Here is a 17,209-nt window from a genome sequence, read left to right on the forward strand (position 1 = left end):
GATGGAGGCTCCCGGTTACCAGGCGATCGGTGTCAGAACGCCCCAGGGCAGCGGAACGCGCAACAGCTTGTAGAAGACGGTGTGGATCACCAGCGCCGCGACGATCGCGATGAGCACCGCGCGCACGGGCGGCACCCGCATCGCGAGCATCAGCGCGAGCAGCGAGACGGCGGCGACGGGCAGGAAGCCGAGCCGCTCGGACAGCAGCATGTAGAACAGCACCGCGCCGATGACCAGCGCCGCCGCCAGCACGTGGCGGGGCGACGCCGTCCAGGCGCCTGCCCGCGCCCAGGGCATTTGCCTGCGCTCGCGCCAGCCCTTCACGAGCAGCATCGCGCCCACGATGCACAGGCCGGCCGCAATCAGGCCCGGAAAGAGCGCGGGCCCGACGCTCTGGCCGGGCATGCCGGGGTAGCCCCGCACCACCGCGAGCACGAGGCCGCCGAGCACGAGCAGGATCAGTCCGAAGACCGCATCGTTGAACTTCATCGCGCCGCGCCCTCCATGGCGGCCGCGGGCACGCGCCGCGCGGCCCTCACTTGACGATGCCCACGGCCTTCATCGTCGCGCCGAGCTCGGCGTCGGACTTTGCCATGTAGGCCGCGAATTCGTCGGGGCCGGCGTAGATCACGCCGAAGCCGCGCGAGGCCATGAAGTCGGTGTACTCCTTGCTGGCCACCACCTTCTTGAGCGCACCCGCGAGCTTGTCGCGCACGTCGTTCGGCAACCCCTTGGGCGCCACGATGCCGCGCCAGGCGGCCATCGACCAGTCGCTGCCGATCGCCGACTTGAGCGTGGGCACGTTGGGATACAGCGCCGAGGGCTTGTCGCTCATGATCGCGAGGCTCTTGACCTTGCCCGCGTCGATCAGCGAGCGTGCCTCGGGCAGCGAGACCGGCGCGATCTCGACGCCGCCGGCCACCACGTCCTGCAGCCCCGGCGCGGCGCCGTTGCTCGGCACCCACGGCACCGCGGCCGGATCGATCTTCTGGTCGCGCAGCAGCCCCGCGATCGCGAGGTGCCAGATGCCGCCCTGCCCCGTGCCCGAGGCCTTGAACTTGCCGGGATTGGCCTTGATGGCCGCGAGCAGGTCGCCCACGGTCTTGTAGGGCGCATCGGCGCGCACCTGGATGCCGGCCGGGTCGAGGTTGGCCAGGCCGATCGGCGTGTACGAGGCGCTGGTGAGCTGCGTCAGCCCCTGCCAGTGCATCATGCCGATCTCGACCGTGGCCATGCCGATGGTGTAGCCGTCGGGAGGCGCGGCGGCGATGGCGGCATGGCCGACCACGCCGTTGCCGCCCGTGCGGTTGACCACCGCGATCGGCTGGCCGAGTTCCTTTTCGAGCAGGCTCGCGATGATGCGCGCCGTGGCGTCGGTGCCGCCGCCCGCGCCCCACGGCACGATCAGCGTGACCGGCCGGCTCGGATAGGTCTGCGCGGCGGCGGGCACCGCGGCGGCAAGAAGGGCGAGCCCCGCAGCGGCCCCCGCGGCATGGGCCACGAAGCTGCGTCGCGAAAAGAAACGGGCTGGGCGTTCACGCATGTCGATGTCTCCTGCGGGTTTATTGGTATGACGATTGACGAAGAAACCGGTTTTCTCACGTTTCGCCCGCGGGAGACATTAGGGTGAACCAGCCCTTCGGCGCGCGAGCCCCGGTCGCTTGATGCGCTCCACGCCGGGCTCGCAAAGGTCGAAGGTGGTCACGCCGTTGGGCGCGGCCCGGCTGCGCAGCGTCTCGGGATTCGCGAGCGTCCGGCGCATGTCGCGCACCCCCGCCTCCCAGTGCTCCTCGACCGCGGCGCGCGAGAACTCGTAGTCCTTCGACTCGAGCTCGTAGGCCTTGTCGCGGTAGATCAGGTGGAAGATGTCGATCGGCTCGTGCGTGAGTTCGGCCTGCACCGCGCGCACGGCGGGGTCGTCGCGCAAGTGCGGGGGCAGCTTCGAGATCAGTTCGGCAATCGCCTGCTGCAGGTTGACGTTGGCCGCGAGCGCATCGGTGTTCATGCGGGTGCGGCTCGAATAGGTGATGTCCTTCTGCCGCTCCATCACGCCGGCCAGCGTGCGCGGCATCTCGCCGCGCGCGTTGAACAGGTCGACCTGCAGCACCACCAGCGGCTCGGAGCGCGGATGCACGTCGAGCACGTACTGCAGCGGCGTGTTGGAAACGATGCCGCCGTCCCAGTAGTCGTCGCCGTCGATGCGCACGGGCGCGAAGCCCGGCGGCAGCGCGCCGCTCGCCATGATGTGCTCGGGGCCGATGCGGTGCGTGGTGTTGTCGAAGTAGACCGAGTTGCCGGTGCGCACGTCGACCGCGCCGACGCTGAAGCGCGCCTCGCAGGCGTTGATGCGGTCGAAGTCGACGAGCCGCTCGAGCGTTCGTGCCAGCGGCGCGGTGTCGTAGTAGCTCAGCAGCGGCGCCGCCCCGCCCATCCAGAGCGAGGGCGAGCGGCGCGGCTCGAAGAAGCCCGGGATGCCCACCAGCGAGGCCATCGCGGCGCTCCACTGGTTCTGCGCGGTACGGTCGCCGAGCCACGAAGGCAGCCGCTGCGCCGGCCCCGAGGACACCAGATGCCAGAACTCGCGCAGCCGCTCGACGCGCTTCTCGGGTGCGTTGCCAGCGATCAGCGCCGCGTTGATCGCACCGATCGAGACGCCGGCCAACCAGTGCGGCTGCAGCTCGGTCTCGCTGAGCGCGGCGTACACGCCGGCCTGGTACGCGCCGAGCGCGCCGCCGCCCTGCAGCACCATCGCCTTGCGTGCGGCGCGCATGTCTTCACGGCGCCCGCCGAAGGGATCGAAGGACCGGCGCGCGGCCCGCGGCTTCTTCTTGGGAGTGGTCGTCATGCGACCGCATTGGACACGAGTCCGGCGACCGCGGTCTGACCGCCGGGCCTCACATCTTCGGCAGCATCTGGCCGCGGATCTCGCCGGCCGGGTTGGCCGCCGTGTGGATGTTGGCGTACCACTTGCCCGCCATCAGATCGGCGGCCTGCGCGGGCGTGAGCGTGGCCTGGCCCTCGATCGGGCTGGCGGGGTTGGCGAAGGGCAGCACCACGCCGGCATTCGCGCCCGCGGCCGCGGGACCGTGGAAGTGCCCCGCGGTCGCCGGTCCGCTCAGGCCGCTGTAGGTGATCTTGTACTTGAGGACGTTGGTGTCCTTGTTGAGCCAGGCCTCCGCGAGCCCGCTGCCGCGGGTCATGTTGGGCGGCACTTCGCTCGCGGCGTTCATGGTGCCGCTGAAGCTGGCGACGTTGCCTCGCGACATCATTCCGCAGCCGGCCAGGGCGGCAGTGGCCACTGCAGCGACGAGGGACGCGCGCAAAAGGGTGCCATAACGGTTCATGGTGTCGATCTCCTGAATGATGAAAACCGCTACAGCATAGGCAGCCGGGACGAGCGGCCTTGTCGGTCACGACCGCGACTTCGCGGCGCGCCGGCATGCGCCGGCGGCCGCGACCGACGAGAATCCCGCGATGACCTCCGATGCACTGCCCACTGCCCGCGACGTCGTCGATTTCTGGCGCGACGCGGGGCCCGAACGCTGGTTCGCCAAGGATGCGGCCTTCGATGCCATGTTTCGCGAGCGCTTTCTCGCCGCCCATGAAGCCGCCGCCGAGGGGCGGCTCGATGCGTGGGCCCGCGTCCCCGAAGGTGCGCTCGCGCTGCTGGTGCTGCTCGACCAGTTTCCGCGCAACACCTGGCGCGGCGACGCGCGCATGCTCGCGACCGATCCCAAGGCGCTGGCCGTGGCGCGCCAGGCCGTGGCCGACGGCTTCGACCTGCAGGTCGAGGCGGAACTGCGCCGGTTCTTCTACCTGCCCTTCATGCACGCCGAATCGCTGGAAGACCAGGCGCGCTCGGTCGAGCTCAACGCCGCGCTCGACGCCAACACCCAGCGCTTCGCGGTGCTGCACCGCGACATCATCGAACGCTTCGGCCGCTTTCCGCACCGCAACAAGATGCTCGGACGCACGAGCACGGCCGAGGAGCAGCGCTTCCTCGACGAAGGCGGGTTCGCGGGTTAGGCGGGTCGGGCCCGCTCAGGGCAGCGGCTCGTCCCGCGTCGGCGGCGCGCGGTCGCCCTCGGCCTGGCGCTCGCGCCGCGAACCGAAGGTCTTGGCATAGACCCAGGTGAACTCGGCGCCGAGCAGGAAGATCTGCGCCGAGTAGTAGACCCACACCAGCACCACCACCAGCGAGCCCGCGGCGCCGTAGCCCGAGGCCACGCTGCTCTTGCCGATGTACAGCCCGATGAGGTGCTTGCCGATGGTGAAGAGCATCGCCGTGGCCGCGGCGCCGATCCACACGTCGCGCCACTGCACCTTGGCCCTCGGCATGATCTTGTAGATCATCGCGAAGATCACGGTCACCATGCCGAAGCTGAAGACGAAGTTCACCACCTGCGCCAGCGTGGCCCAGGCGCCGAACATGGGCGACCACCACTTGCCGAGCGCCGCCAGCGCCGCGCTCGCCACCAGCGACACCATCAGCAGGAAGCCGATCGCCATGATCATGCTGAAGGACAGCAGCCGCACCCGCAGCAGGTTGAAGAGGCCCTTGCTCTTGTCGCGCACCGGCGCACGCCAGATGCGGTCGAGCGCGTCCTGCAGCTCGCCGAAGACGGTGGTCGCGCCGATCACCAGCAGGCCGAGGCCGATCACGGTCGCCACGATCCCTTCGGTCGGCTTGTTGACCGCCTGCAGCATGCCCTGCACCGCCGCCGCGCCCTGCTCGCCCATGAGCCCCGCGAGCTGCGCGAAGATCTCGCCGCGTGCCGCCTCCTGGCCGAACACCAGACCGGCCACCGAGATGACGATCAGCAGCAGCGGCGCGATCGAGAACACCGTGTAGTAGGCGAGCGCCGCGCCCATGCTCGGCGCATAGTCGTTCGACCATGAGGCCACGGCCTGTTTGCAGAGATCGAAAAGTGCGCGGATTCGCATGGCGATGAAGTCTCCCTGTTCGTGTGGAAAGCGCCTGTCAGTCCGTTGCCCGGCACGGTGCAGGCGTGGCTACGATAATCGCTTTCACCCATGCACCCGTCCCCCTCCGGCGCGGCCGCGCCCCCTCCTCCCCAGCCCCAGTCGCCACGCGACCTTTTCGTTTCGTTCACCTGGCTTGCGCTGCAGGGATTCGGCGGCGTGCTGGCCATCGTGCAGCGCGAGATGGTCGAGAAGAAGCGCTGGCTCACGCCCGAGCAGTTTCTCGAAGACTGGGCCGTGGCCCAGGTGATGCCGGGACCGAACGTGATCAACCTCGCGCTGATGATCGGCGACCGCTACTTCGGCCTGCGCGGCGCGGTGGCGGCTGTGACCGGGATGCTGGCGGTGCCGCTGGTCGTGATCCTGGTGCTGGCCGTGCTCTATGCGCACTATGCGGCCAACCCGCAGGTCGCGGGCGCGCTGCGCGGGATGGGCGCGGTCTCGGGCGGACTGATCGCCGCCACCGGCTTCAAGCTGATTCCGCAGTTGCGCAGGCATCCGCTCGGATTCGGCGTCTGCCTGGCGTTCGTCGCGCTCGTGTTCGGCGCCATCGCGCTGCTGAAGATCCCGCTCGGCTGGGTGCTGCTGAGCGTGGGCGGCGTCGCCTGCGTGTGGACCTGGCGGAAGATCGCCCCCGCGGCGGCCGAGGACCGCAAGCCATGACGATCGCGATGCAATGGCACGACTGGCTCGCGCTCTTCGGCCAGTACCTGCTGCTGTCGCTGCTGTCGATCAGCGGCGCGATCACCACCGTGCCCGACATGCACCGCTACCTCGTCGTGCAGCACGGCTGGCTCACCGACGCGCAGTTCAGCTCGTCGGTGGCCATCGCGCAGGCCGCGCCCGGCCCCAACGTGCTCTTCGTCGCGCTGATGGGCTGGAACGTCGGGCTCAATGCGGGCGGCGGGATCGGCGCCGGGCCGCAGGCCTGGCTGCTCGGCCTGTTCGGCCTGCTGGTCACCATGCTCGGCATCATGCTGCCGAGCACCACGCTGACCTACCTGGCCACGCGCTGGGGCCACCGCAACCGCGACCGGCGCGGCGTGCGCGCCTTCAAGCAGGGCATGGCGCCGGTGGTGGTGGGCCTGCTGATCGCCACCGGCTGGGTGCTGGCGGCGGGCAACCATGCCGGCGATGCGCCCGCGTGGCACCTGTGGCTGCTGACCGCCGTGGCTGCGCTGATCGTCTGGCGCACCCGCATCCACCTGCTCTGGCTGCTCGGCGCGGGCGCACTGCTCGGCGCCGTGGGCTTCGTCTGATCCTCGTTCTTCGTCCTTCTCATCGGGAACCCAACGCAATGTCGCAACTCCGCTCCCTCGGCCGCTCCGGCCTCCTGGTCTCGCCGCTCGCCTTCGGCGGCAACGTGTTCGGCTGGACGGTGGACGAGGCCACCTCGTTCCGCCTGCTCGACGCCTGGGTCGACGCCGGCTTCAACCTGGTCGACACGGCCGACGTCTACTCGCGCTGGGTGCCGGGCCATGCCGGCGGCGAGTCGGAGACGATCATCGGCAAGTGGCTCAAGCAGAGCGGCAAGCGCAACCGCGTGGTGCTCGCGACCAAGGTCGGCAAGCCCATGGGCGAAGGCAAGTCGGGCCTTTCGCCCGCCTACATCCGCGAAGCGGTCGAAGCCTCGCTACAGCGCCTGCAGACGGACTACATCGACCTGTACCAGGCGCACGACGACGACACGGCGACGCCACTCGAGGACTCGCTCGGCGCCTTCGACGAGCTGGTCAAGGCGGGCAAGGTGCGCGCCATCGGCGCATCGAACTACAGCGCGCCGCGGCTGGCCGAGGCGCTCGACATTTCGGAGCGGCTCGGCATCGCGCGCTACGAGAGCCTGCAGCCGCTCTACAACCTGTACGACCGCGCCGCCTTCGAGGACGCACTGGAGCCGCTGTGCGTCGAGCGCGAGATCGGCGTGATCAACTTCTACGCGCTGGCAGCCGGCTTCCTGACCGGCAAGTACCGCAGCGAGGCCGACGCCGCGAAGAGCACGCGCGGCGCGAGCACCACGCAGAAGTACCTGAACGCGCGCGGCCTGCGCATTCTCGACGCGCTCGACAAGGTGGCGCAGCAGTACAACGCGAAGCCGGGCCAGGTCGCCATCGCATGGCAGATCGCGCGGCCTTCGGTCACGGCGCCGATCGCGAGCGCGACCTCGCTCGTCCAGCTCGAGGAACTGGTGGTCGCCACCCAGCTCAAGCTCGACGCGGGCACGATCCAGATGCTCGACGGCGCCAGTGCCGAGGGCGCCGCCTGACGCGGCATCGCCCTTCTCAGCCGTCCACCGGGTTCAGCGGCGTCGAGAGGATGCGCTGGTAGAAGGCCACGTCGAGCCAGCGGCCGAACTTGAAACCGGCCTGCCGCACGGTGCCGGCATGCGCGAAGCCGAGCTTTTCGTGCAGGCGGATGCTGCCCGCGTTGGCGGCATCGATCGCGCCGACCATCACGTGCACGTCGCGCGCCACCGCCTCGGCAATGATGGCTTCCATCAGCGTGCGTCCCAGGCCGGCGCCGCGGTGGCCGGCCTCGACGTACACCGAATGCTCCACCGTGTACTTGTAGGCCGGGAAGGCGCGGAAGGTGCCGTAGCTCGCGAAGCCGAGCAGCCGGCCGTCCTCGTCTTCGGCACCGACCACGGGAAAGCCGTTGGCGCGCTTGGTGGCGAACCAGGCCGCCATGTTCTCAAGGGTGCGCGGCTTGTAGTCGTACAGCGCGGTCGAATGGACGATGGCGTCGTTGAGGATGGCGAGGATGGCGCCCGAATGGGCTTCCTCGGTGCAGGCGACGAGACGCATGGTGGTGCTCCGGACGTTCAATATAAGAGAATAATAATCTCATATGAGAAACACTTCATCCACCCCCGACGCGCGCGCCGAGAACGTCGACGCGCTCATTGCGAGCCGCCTGCTCGCCCTGCGGCAGGCGCGGGGCCTGAGCCTCGCCGAGCTGGCCGCGCTGTCCGGCGTCAGCAAGGCCATGATCTCGAAGGTCGAGCGCGCGCAGAGCAGCCCCACGGCCGTGCTGCTGGCCAAGCTGGCGGCCGGCCTGGGCGTCTCGCTCGCACAGCTTCTCACCCAGGAAGACAGCCCGCCGCGCAGGTTGAGGACGCGCGACACGCAGGCGGTCTGGCGCGATCCCGCGGCTGGCTATCTGCGGCGGCAGGTGGCCGAGCATGGGGCGGGCAGCGGCGTGGACATGGTCGAGATCGAACTGCCGCGCGCCGCGCGCGTGGCCTACCCGCCCTGGGGCGGCAAGCCCTATGCGCAGAGCCTCTGGATGCTCGAAGGTGCGCTGCGCGTGGACTACGGCGACGAGCACTTCGAACTCGCGCCCGGCGACTGCCTGGACTTCGGCGTCGACCGCGCGCTGGTGTTCAAGGCGCTCGGACGCACGGGATGCCGCTACCTGCTGGTCGCGACGCCGGGCTAGAAGAAAGAAAAGAAAGGGCGCGAAAGTAGTAGGCAAGTTCCCACAGCGACTGACGGCAACCGCCGGTGCGGTGCCGCGGAGGCCTCGGGATACTGCGAGGCATCACAGTTTCCGGGGGACAAGCATGTCGTTCGCGCTCTACATGATCGGTTTTCTGCTCTTCCTGGCCGGCGTTGCCTGGGGTGCATCGGTGGCCGGCGTGCCCACGCTCTACATCGGCATCGGCGCGCTGATCCTGCTCGGGATCGGCATCTTCAGTGCGGTGTCGCGCACGCGGAGTAAGGATCCGTCCTGAGTTCACACAGGCTTCACGCCGAGCGCACAAGGCGTCGCTAACGTCGCGTGCGCACCGCAGTCCGCGGTGCGCAACGCCACGTTTCAGCACGCCTCATGCACGCCTCTCGCTTCGATCCACGCCTCACCCTTCGCAGCCTCTCCGAATACGAGCCCTCTGCCGGCGCGAGCCGTGCGACCGCCCGCCGCCCGCCTGCCAGCGCGCAAGTCGACCTCGTGGTGGTCGGCGCGAGTTTTGCCGGCCTCGCCTGCGCGCGCGCCGCGGCACAGGCGGGGCTTCGCGTCATGGTGCTCGAGAAGAAGGCCAGGGCCGGCGCCAAGCTTCATACCACCGGCATCATCGTCAAGGACGCCGTCGACACCGTGCCCTGGCTTGCCGAAGTGCCGCCCGCGCTGGTGCGGCGCATCGAAGGCGTGCGGCTCTATGCGCCGGACATGCGCCACGTGGACCTGCATGCGCCCGGCTACTGGTTCTGGGCCACGGACGCCCCTGCGCTGCTGGACTGGATGGCCGGCTCGGTGCAAGCGGCAGGCGTCGACCTGCAGTTCGACACGCTGTTCGAGCAGGCGCTGTGGCGCCACGGCCGCTGGGAAGTTCCGCTCGCGCAGGGCCCCTGCATCACGGCGCGCTACATCGTCGGCGCCGACGGACCGCATTCACGCGTGGCGAAGGCGCTCAGGCTCTCGCGCAACACACGCTTCCTCTACGGCATTGAGCACGAGTATCGCGGGGCTCGCATGACGCCGGATCTGTTGCATTGCTTCGTGGACCGCAGGCTCGCCCCGGGCTACATCGGCTGGGCGCTCGAGGGCGTCGGCGTGAGCCAGGTCGGGATCGCGCGCCGCATGGGCGCGCGGCAGGTGGAGCCATTGCGCCTCGATCCGCTGCTGCGCAAGATCGCGCCGGTCGTCTCGGCCGGCGATGCGCCACCGATGGTGGTACGCGCGGGCATGATCCCCTGCGGCGGCGTGCTGCCGGTGGTCGCGCGCGCGCATGCGCTGCTCGTCGGCGATGCCGCGGGCATGGTGTCGCCCGTGACGGCCGGCGGCATCCACACGGCACTGCACCACGGCGCAGGCGCGGGCGAGGCGATCGCACGTTTCGTGCGCGGCGAGGCGGGCGATCCGGCGGAGTGGTTCGTCAGGAGCTATCCGCGCTTCCGGCTCAAGCGCGCGCTGCGCTGGGGCTTCGACCATTTCCAGAGCGACTGGCTCTTCAACCTGCTGCTCGGCACGCCGGCGATGCGCCGCGTGGCGGAGCTCGTCTATTTCCACCGCAAGGGCCGCGCGCCGGCGCCGCGCTGAGCGCGCTCAGCCGCCGCGCTGCCGCAGCGCCTCGTACAGGCAGACCCCGCTCGCCACCGAGACGTTGAGGCTCTCGACCGCTCCGGCCATTGGAATGCGCACGAGTTCGTCGCAGGTCTTGCGCGTGAGCTGGCGCATGCCCTCGCCTTCGGCGCCGAGCACCAGCGCGAGCGGGCGCTTGAAGTCGCTCTGGTAGAGCGTGCCGGGCGCATCGTCGCTCGTGCCGACGCACCAGATGTTGCGCTCCTTGAGCTCGTTGAGGGTGCGCGCGAGGTTCGTCACCATGAAATAGGGCACCGTCTCGGCGGCGCCGCTCGCGACCTTGGCCACGGTGGCGTTGATGCCGGCCGCATGGTCCTTGGGCGCGATGACCGCGTGCGCGCCCGCACCGTCGGCCACGCGCAGGCAGGCGCCGAGGTTGTGCGGATCGGTCACGCCGTCGAGCACCAGGAGCAGCGGTACGGTGCCGGCCTCTTCGAGCCCTTCGAGCAGTTCGTCGAGCGAGCGCACCTGCGCCACGGGCTCGACGCGCGCCACCACGCCCTGGTGGCCGTGGCTGCCGCTGAGCTTGGCGAGCCGCAGGCCATCGGCCTCGACCAGCCGCACGCCGGCTTCCTGGGCGCGCGCGATGAACTGCTTCATGCGCGCGTCGCGCCGGCTGGCGTCGAACATCACCTCGAGCACCGATTTCGGCGCGGTCTTGATGCGCACGCCCACGGCATGGAAGCCGAAGATCACTTTGGGGGAAGACATCCCGCGATTATCCCCGCGCCATTCAGGCGATCGGCAGGCCGCTGGCGGCGCGCGTGTGCTCGTCGTGCAGCTGCTGCACGGCGGCCGCGCGCGGATGCACGGCCTGCAGGTTGCCGACGCTTTCGACGTAGCTGCAGGCGGCATAGCGTTCCGCGGCCTGCTCGTAGCGCGCGATCCATGCGTCGCGCAGGGCGAGCTTGTCGGGCGCCACGGGCCAGACGCCCGGCTGCGGCCGCATGTGCTCGCCGATGCCGATGCGCCACGGCTTGGCGCTGAGCCGCGCACGGAAGCAGTTCTGGTTGCGGCACATGCGCGCATAGACCTTGTCGGCGCCCAGGCTCTGGAAGGCATCGGCCACGGCGAGGTCGGAAGGCGCGAAGACCTCGTGCATCGCCAGGGCGCGCAGGCCCGAGGGCGTGCGGTAGAGCCGCAGGTGCCACTGGGGATGCTGGTGGATGAAGCGCTCGATGCGCGCCCGCGCTGCCGCGAGCGGATCGCCGGCCGGCTCGGCCGCGGGGCGCGGCTCGGAGCGCGCACGCCAGAAGCCGAAGGCCGCGACCACGAGGAGGACCGCGAGGCCGACGACCCAGGAGCGGGACGCATAGCCCGCGACCAGCGCACCGATGACGGCGGCGCCGATCACCTGGAGGCCGCGCGCGTCGCCGCGCCTTGCTTCCTCGTCGAAGTCGACGTCGATGAACAGCACGTCGGGCGTGTTGAGGCAGCGCGCGCCGTAGCCGTTGCGCGTGACGATGTCCTCGCCATGGCGTTCGACGATCTGCTCGCGGATCGGCATGCCGTTGGCGCCGTTGTAGGCGACCTTGCGCTCGCGGCGCTCCAGCGGCTCGCCCGCCGCGATGCGGTCGAAGGCCTCGCGCGTGCGTTCGTCGGCGTGGGCCTGCGCGGCCAGCGGACTGTCGTCGGACCAGCCGAAGCGGCGCACGGTGATCTGCCGGCCGTCGACGGTCTGCCGGATGCGGCCTTCGGCCCAGAATTGCGGAACGATCATGTTGCGGTTCAGGCGCCCGAGAAGAGAATGAAAAGCCCGGCCAGCAGCACGAGCACCACGACGATCGCGAGCCATGTCCTCGAGCCGCCGCCGGTCACGCGCCCCGGCTCGGCCATGGGATCGGAGGCGATGCCGCCCGCGGGCCGCGCCTCGTGGCGCTCGACCAGTTCCTTGGCCTCCTTCAGGCCGAGGCCGGTGGCTTCGCGCGCGATCCGGATGGCTTCGATCTTGCGGCCCTCCGCGAGCGCGGCAACGGCTTCGGCCGGCAGGCGCGGCGGACCGCCCGCGAGCAGTTGGCTGAAGTCGTCGGCCGGCGGCACCGGCTCGGCCGCGACGCGGTCCGCATGGCGATCGACCAGTTCCTTGGCCTCCTTGAGGCCGAGCCCGGTGCGGTCGCGCACGATCTTGATCGCCTCGATCAAGTTTCCGCGCTGCAGCGCGAGGCGCGCGTCGGGGTGAATTTCGTCCTGCATGCCCGTCTCCTCTCTTTCTCTCGTCCTGGTCGCGCGCTCCCCCGCGCGGTGCACGGGCCCGCCTCCGGACCTGTTCAGGCCGCGAGGCGGGCGCCGGACTCGTTGCGTGCCACGCGGCCGGCCTCGATGGTGATGCGCCGTTCGCACTGGTCCGCGATGCCGCGGTCGTGCGTGACGAGCACGAGCGTGGTGCCGAGCTCGCGGTTCAGGTCGAACATCAGCCGCATGACCTGCTCGCCGGTCGCGAAATCGAGGCTGCCGGTGGGCTCGTCGGCCAGCAGCAGCGCGGGCTGCACCACGAAGGCGCGGGCCAGCGCCACGCGCTGCTGCTCGCCGCCCGAGAGCACCTTGGGATAGTGGCCGAGCCGCTGCCCGAGGCCCACGCGCCCGAGCATCTCGGTGGCCGCGCGCCGCGCGTCCTTGCGGCCGGCGAGTTCGAGCGGCAGCATCACGTTCTCGAGCGCGCTGAGGTTGCCGAGCAGCTGGAAGCTCTGGAACACGAAGCCCACGCGCTGCGCCCGCAGTGCCGCCCGCTCGTCTTCGCCGATGGCGAAGATGTCGTCGCCCGCGAGCCGCACGGTGCCGCGCGTCGGCGTGTCGAGCCCGGCGATGATCGACAGCAGCGTGCTCTTGCCGGAGCCCGAGGCGCCCACGATGGCGGCGGTTTCCCGCACGCCCAGGGTGAAATCGATGTCCTGCAGAATGTCTAGCGTGCCGGTCGAATCCGTGACGGACTTGAACACATGCTCGACGGCGACAATGGCATCAGACGGGGGTTGGGACATGGAAAGGCTTTTCGTTTTGAACCGACGCGACTTTATCTGCATCGCCGGCGCCTTCGGCAGCGCAGGGGCATGGACCGTGGCGCACGCGCAGCCGGCGCCCGCGCGCAAGCCGGTGATCCTGGTGCTCGGCGACTCGCTGAGCGCCGAATACGGCCTCAAGCGCGGCGAAGGCTGGGTGCCGCTGCTCGAGAAGCGGCTCGCCGAGCAGAAGATCCCCGCCACCGTGATCAACGCCAGCATCAGCGGCGACACCAGCTCGGGCGGCCGCGCGCGCTTCGCGCCGCTGCTGGCGCAGCACAAACCGACGCACCTAGTGCTCGAGCTCGGCGCCAACGACGCGCTGCGCGGCCTGCCGCTGCAGAGCACCGAGGACAACCTGCTGCACATCACCAAGGCCGCGCAGGCCACGGGCGCCAAGGTGCTGATCGTGGGCATCCAGGTGCCGCCGAACTACGGCGGCGACTACACGCGGCGCTTCGAAGCGGTCTTCGGCAAGGTGGCCGGTGCCACCAAGGCCGCGCTGGTGCCGTTCCTGCTCAAGGGCGTGGCCGATGCGCCCGACGCGCTCGCGCTGTTCCAGGCCGACCGCATCCATCCGAACGCCGCAGCGCAGCCGCAGTTGCTCGACAACGTCTGGCCCGAGCTGCGCAAGCTGCTGCCGGCGGCCTCGAAGTAGGCGCCCCGGCGGCTTTCGCCCGGCGCCAAGAAAAAACCGCCGCGGGCGCAGGCCTGCGGCGGTTTTTCGATCGGGCTCGGGCAACGGATCAGCCGTTCTTGGTCGGCAGTTCGGGGATCGTCGGCGGATCGCGTTCGAGCGAGGCCACATCGGTCTCCGGGTCTCCGGGCGCCAGCCCTTCGCTGCTCGGGTTGAGTTTGCGATTCGCCTTTTCGCGGAGCTTGTCTTCCTTCTTTTTCTTCTTGGCCAGCTCTTTCTGGCGCTTTTCGTAGCCGTAATTGGGTGTTGCCACTGCATCTCCTTGAGGCGAAGGCAGTCAGGGTGACTGCGCGTCGCCTACTGTAAGCGATATCGCGGCAGACTCAAGCCGCCGGGCCGGCCGGTGTTTCGAACTCGAACACACCTTGCAAGCCCGGGTAGCGCTGCAGCACGAACCACACGGCCGCCCAGGCGCCGAGCCCGGTCGCGAGCAGCATCGCCAGAACGAGCCAGCCCGTGTGCTGCCCGAGCGGCCAGCAGGCCATGACCGCGGCCGGCGGCACGAGCGCGCCCAATGTCGATGCCCACAGCCACCGCCTGGGCGCGGGCATCGGCGTCCAGGTTTCGGGATCGATGCCGGCGTCGATGAAGACCTCGGCATCGAAACGCAGCCGCGAGCGGGGTTCGGTCGCCAGCCGCAGCAGCAACGCGCGCAGGACCTCGGCGCGGTTGCGAAAGCGCAGCACGCGCGAACCGTCGGCGCTCAGGGTCAGCGGCAGGCGGACCTGCGCCGCTTCGCCGCCCTGCCCCGCGCGATGGAACACCAGGCGCTTCTGCAGCGCATCGCTGGAGACGTACTCCGTGCGCACGTCGTACGGGCCGTCGCGCGCGCGGCCGAGCGCCTGCCAGCCCACGGCCTGGGGCGAGGCCGCATCGCCCCAGCGCAGGCCTTCGGCATCCACGCGGACCACCATCCCGCCGACCCGCCGCAGGCACCGCCCCACGTACCAGGCGCCGCCGCAGGCCACGGCCAGCAGCGCGAGCATGGCGAGGGTGACCGGCACTTCGTGGCCCCGGGCGTTGGGTTCGCCGGACAGCAGCACGAGCCCGGCGGCGATGGCCAGCGCGGTGAGCACGAACAGCAGCACGCCGCACCCGAGCAGCAGGCGGGTCGTCACGAGGTCGGGCACGCCTTCTACCGGACCGCGCCGCGCGAGTTCGCGCAGCACGTCCGCCGGCACGGCGAGCACGCGGGGCACGACCCGCCCGGCTTCGGCGGCGGTCGCGAGCGCGGGAGCGGTCACTGCGGCAGCCTGCCCCGCAGCCGCGCGGCGCCTGCGCGATCTTCTTGCCACGGCGCGCGGCCGCCCTACATCCGGCCCAGCGCCTGCGCGAGGTCGGCGCGCAGGTCCTCCACGTCCTCCAGGCCGATCGAGAAGCGCACCAGCGTGCCCTTGTGCGGCCAGCGCGCCACAGCAGCGTCGCGCATCAGGCCGATGTCGTACGGCACCACCAGGCTGACCGGCCCGCCCCACGAGTAGCCGAGCCGGAACAGCGCCAGGCTGTCGCAGAAGCGGTCGACCTGCTCGGTGCTGTAGCGCTCGTCGAACACGATCGAGAAGAGCCCGGCCGCCAGGTCGGTCCGGCCGCAGAGCGCACGCCAGTTCGCATGGCCGGGCGAGCCTTCGAGCGCCGGATGCAAGACCTGCGCGACCTCGGCGCGGTCGGCGAGCCAGCGCGCCAGCTCGCGCGCGGCACGGTCGTGCGCGGCATAGCGCAGGCCGATGCTCGGCAGCGAGCGCAGCAGCGTCTCGACGTCGCCCACGCCCACGCCGAAGCCCAGGCGCATGTGCGTGAGCTTGAGGGCGCGGTGCAGGCGCTCGTCGCGCGTGGTGACGCTGCCCATGAGCACGTCGCCGCCGCCGCTCGGGTACTTGGTGAGCGCATGCACCGAGATGTCCACGCCCTGGCCGCTGCCGTCGAAGTCGAAGGGCGCGAAGGCCAGGCCCGCGCCCCAGGTGTTGTCGAGCGCCGTGACCACGCCGCGCGCGCGGCAGACGCTCACGAGCGCCGGCAGGTCGGGGAACTCCATCGTCACCGAGCCCGCGGCCTCGACCCACACCAGCCGCGTGCGGTCGGAGAGCTTGGCTGCGAGGTCGGCGGGGTTCATCGCATCGTAGAGGCGGTGCGTGATGCCGAAGTTGGCCAGTTCGCCGGTGGCGAGCGCCTTGTTGGGGCCGTAGGCGTTGTCGGGGATCAGCACCTCGTCGCCCGTCTTGAGGAAGGCGAAGGCGACCAGCGAGATCGCCGCGAGCCCGCTCGGCACCAGCAGCGTCTCGGTGCCGCCTTCGAGGGTGGCGAGCCTTTCCTCGAGCGTGAAGGTGGTCGGCGTGCCGTGCAGGCCGTAGGTGTAGCCGGCCTTCGTCTTCCAGTCGCGCGCGCGCATCGCGGCCACGTCCGCGAAGAACACGGTCGAGGCCTTGTAGACGCCGGGCTGCGGCGCGTCGAAGTTGGCGGGCGGCTTGTAAGGATGGTGGATCAGGGTCGTGGAGGGCTTGCTCATGGCCCGATGCTAGCGCGGCGCTCCGGCGCACAATGCGCGGATGGGCAACGACCGCCTCATCGCAGCGGCCACCGCGGTGACCCGCCCCCCTGCTCCGTGCCTGCGGCCGTACCTGCGCCTGCTCTGGGCCTGGGCGCCCGAAGGCGGCGCGGCCCGGCGGCCGGGTGCGCGCGAGCATGTGCTGCCCACGGGCGGAATGCACCTGGTGTTCCGTCTCTCGGGGCCGCCGCTGCGGCTGTTCGGCAGCGCGGCCGATGCACGCGGCCAGACCTTCGGCCATGCGATCGTGGGCGGCGCGCGCTCGGCCTTCTACCTGCGCGATGTCTCCGTCGCCACGCGCTCGGTTGGCGCGCAGCTGCAGCCCGGCGCCGCGCGCATGCTGCTCGGCGCACCCGAAGGGGCGCTCGCCGGCGCGCACACGCCGCTCGAAGCGCTCTGGGGACGTTCAGCGGCCGACGCGGCGCTGGCGCAGCTGCATGCGGCAGCGGATCCCGAGGCGCAGCTGGCGCTGTTCGAACGGCTGCTCGCCCGGCGCCTGGCCACCTCGCTGAATGCGGGGCTGCACGGGCTGCATCCGGCCGTGGCCGCCTCGCTGGACGCGGTGGACCGGGGCGACGCGAACATCGGCACGCTGGTGGCGCGCAGCGGCTACAGCCACCGCCGCTTCATCGCGCTCTTTCGCGGCGACACCGGCCTTGCCCCCAAGGAATATGCACGCGTGCGGCGCTTCGACCGGGCGCTGTCGCTCGCCGGCGAGGCCCGCCGGCACGACTGGGCCGAGATCGCTTTGGCGGCCGGCTACAGCGACCAGGCCCATCTGAGCCGCGAGTTCTCCGCACTGGCCGGCATGGGGCCGCAGGCCTGGCGCGAGCGCGGCGCGCCCTCGCCGCGGCACGTGCCCGCCGCAGGTCAAATTCGTTCAAGACGCTAGGCGCGCCGCGCGCCAGAATCGGC

22 protein-coding genes are annotated in these 17,209 nt (G+C 70.6%); 9 read left to right on the forward strand and 13 right to left on the reverse strand.

What is annotated here, in order from left to right; translation table 11 throughout:
- Positions 1–15 precede the first annotated feature (15 nt).
- From M2165_RS23585 to M2165_RS23600, 4 genes are all read right to left on the reverse strand, one after another.
- Entirely contained in the window at positions 16–489 is a 474-nt protein-coding gene (locus M2165_RS23585; protein WP_280816997.1) for a tripartite tricarboxylate transporter TctB family protein, read from the reverse strand.
- 46 nt (positions 490–535) lie between these two features.
- Positions 536–1,543, reverse strand: a complete 1,008-nt coding sequence (locus M2165_RS23590) for a tripartite tricarboxylate transporter substrate binding protein (RefSeq protein WP_280816998.1) — start codon at positions 1,541–1,543, stop codon at positions 536–538.
- A gap of 78 nt (positions 1,544–1,621) precedes the next feature.
- Positions 1,622–2,845, reverse strand: coding sequence for a patatin-like phospholipase family protein (locus M2165_RS23595; protein WP_280816999.1), 1,224 nt, complete (start codon positions 2,843–2,845; stop codon positions 1,622–1,624).
- A gap of 49 nt (positions 2,846–2,894) precedes the next feature.
- Positions 2,895–3,344, reverse strand: coding sequence for a CHRD domain-containing protein (locus M2165_RS23600; protein WP_280817000.1), 450 nt, complete (start codon positions 3,342–3,344; stop codon positions 2,895–2,897).
- Between the two features lie 130 nt (positions 3,345–3,474).
- On the opposite strand from M2165_RS23600, the gene M2165_RS23605 reads away from it, so the two are divergent.
- Positions 3,475–4,026 carry a DUF924 family protein gene (locus tag M2165_RS23605; RefSeq protein ID WP_280817001.1) on the forward strand — a complete coding sequence of 184 codons (552 nt, stop codon included), beginning with the start codon at positions 3,475–3,477 and terminating at the stop codon, positions 4,024–4,026.
- Positions 4,027–4,041: 15 nt separating this feature from the next.
- On the opposite strand, the gene M2165_RS23610 is transcribed toward M2165_RS23605, so the two are convergent.
- Complete coding sequence (locus M2165_RS23610; RefSeq protein WP_280817002.1) at positions 4,042–4,944, reverse strand: YihY/virulence factor BrkB family protein; 903 nt, start codon at positions 4,942–4,944, stop codon at positions 4,042–4,044.
- 90 nt (positions 4,945–5,034) lie between these two features.
- Here M2165_RS23610 and M2165_RS23615 point away from each other — a divergent pair, with 90 nt between their 5' ends.
- The 3 genes from M2165_RS23615 to M2165_RS23625 are packed head-to-tail and all read left to right on the forward strand — an operon-like array spanning position 5,035 to position 7,246.
- Positions 5,035–5,646 carry a chromate transporter gene (locus tag M2165_RS23615; protein ID WP_280817003.1) on the forward strand — a complete coding sequence of 204 codons (612 nt, stop codon included), beginning with the start codon at positions 5,035–5,037 and terminating at the stop codon, positions 5,644–5,646.
- Positions 5,643–6,242, forward strand: a complete 600-nt coding sequence (locus M2165_RS23620) for a chromate transporter (protein ID WP_280817004.1) — start codon at positions 5,643–5,645, stop codon at positions 6,240–6,242. The genes M2165_RS23615 and M2165_RS23620 overlap by 4 nt, the downstream gene beginning before the upstream one ends.
- Before the next feature lie 38 nt (positions 6,243–6,280).
- Positions 6,281–7,246 carry an aldo/keto reductase gene (locus tag M2165_RS23625; RefSeq protein WP_280817005.1) on the forward strand — a complete coding sequence of 322 codons (966 nt, stop codon included), beginning with the start codon at positions 6,281–6,283 and terminating at the stop codon, positions 7,244–7,246.
- A gap of 16 nt (positions 7,247–7,262) precedes the next feature.
- Here M2165_RS23625 and M2165_RS23630 read toward each other — a convergent pair whose 3' ends face one another.
- Complete coding sequence (locus M2165_RS23630) at positions 7,263–7,784, reverse strand: N-acetyltransferase family protein (RefSeq protein WP_280817006.1); 522 nt, start codon at positions 7,782–7,784, stop codon at positions 7,263–7,265.
- 43 nt (positions 7,785–7,827) lie between these two features.
- Between M2165_RS23630 and M2165_RS23635 the strand changes: the two genes are divergently transcribed.
- The 3 genes from M2165_RS23635 (at position 7,828) to M2165_RS23645 (ending at position 10,017) form a co-directional block, all read left to right on the forward strand.
- Positions 7,828–8,418: a helix-turn-helix domain-containing protein gene (locus tag M2165_RS23635; RefSeq protein WP_280817007.1), complete on the forward strand. Its 591-nt coding sequence runs from the start codon at positions 7,828–7,830 to the stop codon at positions 8,416–8,418.
- Between the two features lie 124 nt (positions 8,419–8,542).
- Positions 8,543–8,713, forward strand: coding sequence for a hypothetical protein (locus tag M2165_RS23640; protein WP_280817008.1), 171 nt, complete (start codon positions 8,543–8,545; stop codon positions 8,711–8,713).
- A 95-nt stretch (positions 8,714–8,808) separates the two neighbouring features.
- Positions 8,809–10,017 carry an NAD(P)/FAD-dependent oxidoreductase gene (locus M2165_RS23645; RefSeq protein WP_280817009.1) on the forward strand — a complete coding sequence of 403 codons (1,209 nt, stop codon included), beginning with the start codon at positions 8,809–8,811 and terminating at the stop codon, positions 10,015–10,017.
- 6 nt (positions 10,018–10,023) lie between these two features.
- On the opposite strand, the gene rlmB is transcribed toward M2165_RS23645, so the two are convergent.
- From rlmB to M2165_RS23665, 4 genes are all read right to left on the reverse strand, one after another.
- Complete coding sequence (rlmB, locus tag M2165_RS23650) at positions 10,024–10,770, reverse strand: 23S rRNA (guanosine(2251)-2'-O)-methyltransferase RlmB (protein ID WP_280817010.1); 747 nt, start codon at positions 10,768–10,770, stop codon at positions 10,024–10,026.
- 22 nt (positions 10,771–10,792) lie between these two features.
- Positions 10,793–11,779 (reverse strand): hypothetical protein, encoded by a 987-nt coding sequence (locus tag M2165_RS23655; RefSeq protein WP_280817011.1) that lies wholly within the window; start codon positions 11,777–11,779, stop codon positions 10,793–10,795.
- A gap of 8 nt (positions 11,780–11,787) precedes the next feature.
- The gene (locus M2165_RS23660) at positions 11,788–12,252 is read right to left on the reverse strand and encodes a ribosomal protein L7/L12 (RefSeq protein WP_280817012.1); all 465 of its coding nucleotides are present in this window, start codon (positions 12,250–12,252) and stop codon (positions 11,788–11,790) included.
- Positions 12,253–12,326: 74 nt separating this feature from the next.
- The gene (locus M2165_RS23665) at positions 12,327–13,037 is read right to left on the reverse strand and encodes an ABC transporter ATP-binding protein (protein ID WP_280817013.1); all 711 of its coding nucleotides are present in this window, start codon (positions 13,035–13,037) and stop codon (positions 12,327–12,329) included.
- Between M2165_RS23665 and M2165_RS23670 the strand changes: the two genes are divergently transcribed.
- Positions 13,036–13,713, forward strand: a complete 678-nt coding sequence (locus M2165_RS23670) for an arylesterase (protein WP_280817014.1) — start codon at positions 13,036–13,038, stop codon at positions 13,711–13,713. The genes M2165_RS23665 and M2165_RS23670 overlap by 2 nt on opposite strands.
- An 88-nt stretch (positions 13,714–13,801) precedes the next feature.
- On the opposite strand, the gene M2165_RS23675 is transcribed toward M2165_RS23670, so the two are convergent.
- The 3 genes from M2165_RS23675 to M2165_RS23685 form a co-directional block, all read right to left on the reverse strand.
- Positions 13,802–14,005 carry a hypothetical protein gene (locus M2165_RS23675; protein ID WP_280817015.1) on the reverse strand — a complete coding sequence of 68 codons (204 nt, stop codon included), beginning with the start codon at positions 14,003–14,005 and terminating at the stop codon, positions 13,802–13,804.
- Between the two features lie 70 nt (positions 14,006–14,075).
- The gene (locus M2165_RS23680) at positions 14,076–14,996 is read right to left on the reverse strand and encodes a hypothetical protein (RefSeq protein ID WP_280817016.1); all 921 of its coding nucleotides are present in this window, start codon (positions 14,994–14,996) and stop codon (positions 14,076–14,078) included.
- Between the two features lie 65 nt (positions 14,997–15,061).
- Positions 15,062–16,255, reverse strand: coding sequence for a cystathionine beta-lyase (locus M2165_RS23685; RefSeq protein WP_280817017.1), 1,194 nt, complete (start codon positions 16,253–16,255; stop codon positions 15,062–15,064).
- A gap of 40 nt (positions 16,256–16,295) precedes the next feature.
- Between M2165_RS23685 and M2165_RS23690 the strand changes: the two genes are divergently transcribed.
- A complete protein-coding gene (locus M2165_RS23690) occupies positions 16,296–17,186 on the forward strand; it encodes an AraC family transcriptional regulator (RefSeq protein WP_280817018.1) in 891 nt (296 codons plus the stop codon).
- Positions 17,187–17,209 lie beyond the last annotated feature (23 nt).

Origin of the sequence: Variovorax sp. TBS-050B, from assembly GCF_029893635.1 — a bacterium.
Taxonomy (GTDB): Bacteria; Pseudomonadota; Gammaproteobacteria; order Burkholderiales; family Burkholderiaceae_C; genus Variovorax.

What these genes read in the sequence shown, in the direction of transcription:
- M2165_RS23585 (WP_280816997.1), bottom strand. Translation starts at nt 489, where the DNA reads ATGAAGTTCAACGATGCGGTCTTCGGACTGATCCTGCTCGTGCTCGGC.
- M2165_RS23590 (WP_280816998.1), bottom strand. Translation starts at nt 1,543, where the DNA reads ATGCGTGAACGCCCAGCCCGTTTCTTTTCGCGACGCAGCTTCGTGGCC.
- M2165_RS23595 (WP_280816999.1), bottom strand. Translation starts at nt 2,845, where the DNA reads ATGACGACCACTCCCAAGAAGAAGCCGCGGGCCGCGCGCCGGTCCTTC.
- M2165_RS23600 (WP_280817000.1), bottom strand. Translation starts at nt 3,344, where the DNA reads ATGAACCGTTATGGCACCCTTTTGCGCGCGTCCCTCGTCGCTGCAGTG.
- M2165_RS23605 (WP_280817001.1), top strand. Translation starts at nt 3,475, where the DNA reads ATGACCTCCGATGCACTGCCCACTGCCCGCGACGTCGTCGATTTCTGG.
- M2165_RS23610 (WP_280817002.1), bottom strand. Translation starts at nt 4,944, where the DNA reads ATGCGAATCCGCGCACTTTTCGATCTCTGCAAACAGGCCGTGGCCTCA.
- M2165_RS23615 (WP_280817003.1), top strand. Translation starts at nt 5,035, where the DNA reads ATGCACCCGTCCCCCTCCGGCGCGGCCGCGCCCCCTCCTCCCCAGCCC.
- M2165_RS23620 (WP_280817004.1), top strand. Translation starts at nt 5,643, where the DNA reads ATGACGATCGCGATGCAATGGCACGACTGGCTCGCGCTCTTCGGCCAG.
- M2165_RS23625 (WP_280817005.1), top strand. Translation starts at nt 6,281, where the DNA reads ATGTCGCAACTCCGCTCCCTCGGCCGCTCCGGCCTCCTGGTCTCGCCG.
- M2165_RS23630 (WP_280817006.1), bottom strand. Translation starts at nt 7,784, where the DNA reads ATGCGTCTCGTCGCCTGCACCGAGGAAGCCCATTCGGGCGCCATCCTC.
- M2165_RS23635 (WP_280817007.1), top strand. Translation starts at nt 7,828, where the DNA reads ATGAGAAACACTTCATCCACCCCCGACGCGCGCGCCGAGAACGTCGAC.
- M2165_RS23640 (WP_280817008.1), top strand. Translation starts at nt 8,543, where the DNA reads ATGTCGTTCGCGCTCTACATGATCGGTTTTCTGCTCTTCCTGGCCGGC.
- M2165_RS23645 (WP_280817009.1), top strand. Translation starts at nt 8,809, where the DNA reads ATGCACGCCTCTCGCTTCGATCCACGCCTCACCCTTCGCAGCCTCTCC.
- rlmB (WP_280817010.1), bottom strand. Translation starts at nt 10,770, where the DNA reads ATGTCTTCCCCCAAAGTGATCTTCGGCTTCCATGCCGTGGGCGTGCGC.
- M2165_RS23655 (WP_280817011.1), bottom strand. Translation starts at nt 11,779, where the DNA reads ATGATCGTTCCGCAATTCTGGGCCGAAGGCCGCATCCGGCAGACCGTC.
- M2165_RS23660 (WP_280817012.1), bottom strand. Translation starts at nt 12,252, where the DNA reads ATGCAGGACGAAATTCACCCCGACGCGCGCCTCGCGCTGCAGCGCGGA.
- M2165_RS23670 (WP_280817014.1), top strand. Translation starts at nt 13,036, where the DNA reads ATGGAAAGGCTTTTCGTTTTGAACCGACGCGACTTTATCTGCATCGCC.
- M2165_RS23665 (WP_280817013.1), bottom strand. Translation starts at nt 13,037, where the DNA reads ATGTCCCAACCCCCGTCTGATGCCATTGTCGCCGTCGAGCATGTGTTC.
- M2165_RS23685 (WP_280817017.1), bottom strand. Translation starts at nt 16,255, where the DNA reads ATGAGCAAGCCCTCCACGACCCTGATCCACCATCCTTACAAGCCGCCC.
- M2165_RS23690 (WP_280817018.1), top strand. Translation starts at nt 16,296, where the DNA reads ATGGGCAACGACCGCCTCATCGCAGCGGCCACCGCGGTGACCCGCCCC.